We start from the raw sequence: 3835 nt of genomic DNA, 5'->3' as shown, positions 1-3835 counted from the left end.
AGGGCGGTCAAACCCTGCGTGGTGCCCGGTTCGATCCGATCCAGGTCAGCGGCGTAGATTTCGTAGTTGGGATCGTAATCCAACGAGTAACGCCGGGATTCACCGGAGGCACGGAAGTCGAGTTCTTCTTGCTGCAAACGTTCGGAGTCTGGATCGGCGTGCGTGCTGGCGAACAAGACTTTTTTGCCGTTTGGGTGAATCCATCCGCACGTCGTTTTGCCGAAGCCGGGCGAGACACGTTGGATATCGCCGGTTTCCAAATCAGAAACATAGATTTGATAGAACGGGTTGGACGGATCGCGTTCGCTTTGAAACACCATCCGAGTTCCATCGGCACTGAAGTACCCTTCGCCAGCTCGGCGACCCTCGAACGTCAGTTTGCGAACGTTGCTGAGGAGGTCGGATTCATCTTGTGCGATCGCGGTGGCGTTCCCACCCAACAGAATCGCGAGCCCCATGAGAAGCCAACACGGCAGAAGCTTTGTCAAAAGCGATTTCAGGATCAAAGGATCGCGGCGATCAAACATGGCGATATCGAGTCTGCGCTGGAAAGGTTCGGGGGCTGCAAAGGAAGGGGAGCGAAGCAGGTTCGCTCTCAATTCAACTTAGCAGTCCTTTCGCACCCCGCAAACAGATCAACCCTTCGCTCCATTGGCGAAACAACTCGCTGCGTTGTTCGGGCGTGTCAAACACGCGGACTTGACTGCGGTTATGACGAATGTCTTCGCGGACCAAGCCGAATAGATCGTGATAAACAGCGTCGGGATCTGGTTCATCATCGGGCGATTGAAAATCAACGCGCGCACGAACATCAAATCGGTAAAGCTGTTGCCAGCCGGGACGCTCTACCGCGACCAATCGCACTCCACTTAGCTTCGCTGTCTTACCGAAGTATCCATTTTGGCTGAGATGACGACGAATGGATTGCTCCATCTCGTGATCACCGCACCACCCATCCCACTTGGATTGGAGTCGTTGCCACCAAGTGGTCATGAGCGTCTCTTTGGGGAAGGATCAGTTTCCGTCGAACAATTTGAGATTCGGTTGCCCGGAATCGCTGCCATTGTTCGGGGCGGGCAAGTCGTTGGTGCTCGCAGGGTGCGCGTTTGCTTGGCGAGCTTGTTGGCGTTCTTCTGCACAAGCAGTGATGACCTGCGTGACGGCGTCGAGCGAGCGACGTTCTGAATCAGGATGGCTGCGGTCGACTCCACCGATCACCAAAACCATGTCGTCGCTACTGGCTTCTGTATGAGCCCATTGGATCGCTCGATTGGGATCTGCGACCAAACGCATGGCGGCGACGTTTTGAATCCCGTCCAGGACACCGTGACTCATCGATAAGAACTTGGGTTTGTCCTTCTCAGCACACGTCAGCACGCAGTGATCAGGCATCGATTCCAGCAGGTGACCGTATTGCATCAGTGTGTCGGCATCGTCATTTTCGCTGACTGCCAAGACACACCAAAGTTGAGGACGTTTGGTCGCGTTGGCTTGTGACGACGCGTGCATGGGCAGCGTCATCGGGATGGAACTGGCGGGAGTTTGCAACAGTTCGCAGCGAGCCGCTTGCAAGGCGAACTTCACTCGTTCGGGCGATCCGCCGATGTCCAAACGCACGGCTGGATTGTTTTGGTCGGTCTCCCAGTCGCCGGTGGTGATCGCTTCGAATCGGCCAGGCAATTCGCGAAGTTTGCAGAGTGACTCAGCGATTTGTGGCAACGGGTTTTCGGTCACCACGCCAACCGCAGCTGCGGCGGCCAAGCATTCGGCAAAGTGTCCACGGCCGAGGAATGATTCCATTACGGCGGCGCGGGATTCGTGCCGCAGCATGGCGGTCAAGGTGCCGTCTTCCTGCGAGATCGTTCGGATCGATACGTCGGCGGCATTGTCGACGCCGTAGGTGACCAATTCGATGTTTTGAGTTTGAGCGGCTGCGTGCGCGGCGGAGAGAATTCGCTGGTTCGATTCGGGAACGATGAGCACACCGCCCTGCCCCACCAATTCGAAGGCACATTCGATGGGAGACGGCCCAAAGTCGTTGCTGCCGGCATCGCGTCCGGTGACGACGACGATGTCCAGTTCGATTTGGTCGTAGGCACCCAATCGCAATTGAGCGGAATCCATTTCAGTGATGCTGACGGCCGCTCCCGCGTCCACGGCGTCCGACAAGGCATCAATCAGCGAAGCACCGTTGGTGACTTTCGCGGTGCCAGCCTCGGTGACGACGGAATCGCTCGATCCAAGATCCGTTTGATAGGCGACCCGGCAAGGGATATCGCGAAGAACGGAGGCGGTGAGAAATGCGGTGACTGTTTTTCCGGCGGAACCAACCACACCGATCGTGATCAGCTTTTGATCGGGGCGATCGGTTTGCTTAGACCGGATTTCTGCGAGGGCTCGATCGGTGTCTGCCACGATGGCTTGCGGGATCGGTGCCGGTAAGATTTGCTCGGTCAGAATCCCAGCGGCGCCCCGGGCGAGAGCTTGCGAGATCAGTTCAACAGGGCAGTCGTTGCCAAGGCGGTAGACGACCAATTGGCCAGGTTCGCAGGTCTCAGGAGATTTTGCGATTGAGGTGAACTCGATGTCCGATCCCGAGAAGAAGCGGACTTTTTCAAGCAGCCCGGACAATCGCGTGGTGGAGGCATCGCGTTTGGCTTCGGCGCGTTGGTTGGTTCTTGCTTTGTCGGCGCGGGCAAGCTTGGTTGCCCGCGATTGGAGCTGCTCCGAAGCAGTCGTTTGGTCAACGCGGCGTACGGTTTGAACGTTGCTGCCGGACGGATCATTCCACTTCACCGCTTCATGTGGCGGCAGGGTTGAGGAGCCGAAAGATGACCGGAAAGTTCCACCGGGTTTGGTTTGGCTCAACCATTGATCGATTGCGTGACGCATCTCGTCGCCTCCTTGCTGACGTGAATGGATCGTCGTAGTGCTTCGTTGTTCACGCGAATCCAGTTTCACGCGAACCCAATTCCTGGGAAGCACACTTCTTGAGAACTCCTTTCCCAAGATTTTCGCGGCTGAAACGAACCGTCTCGACCGCGGAGTCAAATTGTTCCCATCCTTGAAAATCAGTCAAGGTCGAAAATCATTTTGTTGATCCGGGCGGTTTCCTTGCCGGAAGCTTCCCTTTTGGTTTCTCAGGAAGGCTACAATGAGGTCAGTCAATTCACTGCAATGGAAGGTAGCATCATGTCTCAACAAGCAAGCAATTCACGCCGTTTGAGTGTCAACGCCGCGTTTATGCAGGACATCAAGGCGGACAACCGAGACCTGAAAATATTGATGGATCGGTTGGCCGTGTTGACGCAGCCGCGGGAAGCGGCTGCCAATCATTGGCCCGAATTGATTCAGCTTTTGAGCGATCTGAATGACCAATTGGCTCTGCACTTTGGTTTGGAAGAGGCCTATGGGTACTTTGATCAGGCCTTGGACGCTGACCCCGAAATGTCTTTGGCTGCAGAAAACTTGCGGAATCAGCACGCGGTTCTGTTTGAAGAATCGAGACACTTGGCTGAAGCGGCTGCGCACGCGTGCACCGGAGACGCACCCATCGAAGGTGTGACGCCCGAAGTCACCACCGCCCAAGAAAAGGTGTTGGTCCGGTTTGATTCGTTTGTGAAGCAGTTTCACGAGCACGAAGAAGCCGAATTGAAGCTGATCTTGGACGCGTTGGACGAAGATCTGGGCGTTGGCGACTGAGCGTCTCACTGCATCGGTCGCGGTCAAGCGGAAGATCATTCCTTGGAAACTGGGAGCAGTTGTGTTGATGCGAGGCTGGATGATCCCGTCTTTCTGCGGATGGACGATTGCGTTTTGTTTCTTTGGGATGATG

General features: G+C 55.8%; 4 protein-coding genes. 1 reads left to right on the top strand and 3 read right to left on the bottom strand.

Features of this window, described 5'->3' with window-relative positions; all coding sequences use genetic code 11:
• The 3 genes from ACF8AM_RS03000 to ACF8AM_RS02990 form a co-directional block, all read right to left on the bottom strand.
• Positions 1-527: TolB family protein (locus ACF8AM_RS03000; RefSeq protein ID WP_392554210.1), on the bottom strand; the 527-nt coding region annotated here is incomplete at its 3' end.
• A gap of 73 nt (positions 528-600) precedes the next feature.
• Positions 601-993: a hypothetical protein gene (locus tag ACF8AM_RS02995; protein ID WP_392554209.1), complete on the bottom strand. Its 393-nt coding sequence runs from the start codon at positions 991-993 to the stop codon at positions 601-603.
• Between the two features lie 21 nt (positions 994-1014).
• Positions 1015-2961, bottom strand: coding sequence for a UDP-N-acetylmuramoyl-L-alanyl-D-glutamate--2,6-diaminopimelate ligase (locus ACF8AM_RS02990; RefSeq protein ID WP_392554208.1), 1947 nt, complete (start codon positions 2959-2961; stop codon positions 1015-1017).
• A 231-nt stretch (positions 2962-3192) separates the two neighbouring features.
• Here ACF8AM_RS02990 and ACF8AM_RS02985 point away from each other — a divergent pair, with 231 nt between their 5' ends.
• Positions 3193-3702, top strand: a complete 510-nt coding sequence (locus ACF8AM_RS02985) for a hemerythrin domain-containing protein (RefSeq protein WP_392554207.1) — start codon at positions 3193-3195, stop codon at positions 3700-3702.
• Positions 3703-3835 lie beyond the last annotated feature (133 nt).

It is taken from the genome of Rhodopirellula sp. JB055 (assembly GCF_043100905.1).
Lineage (GTDB): Bacteria > Planctomycetota > Planctomycetia > Pirellulales > Pirellulaceae > Rhodopirellula.
This window is presented reverse-complemented; position numbering and strand designations above follow the sequence as displayed.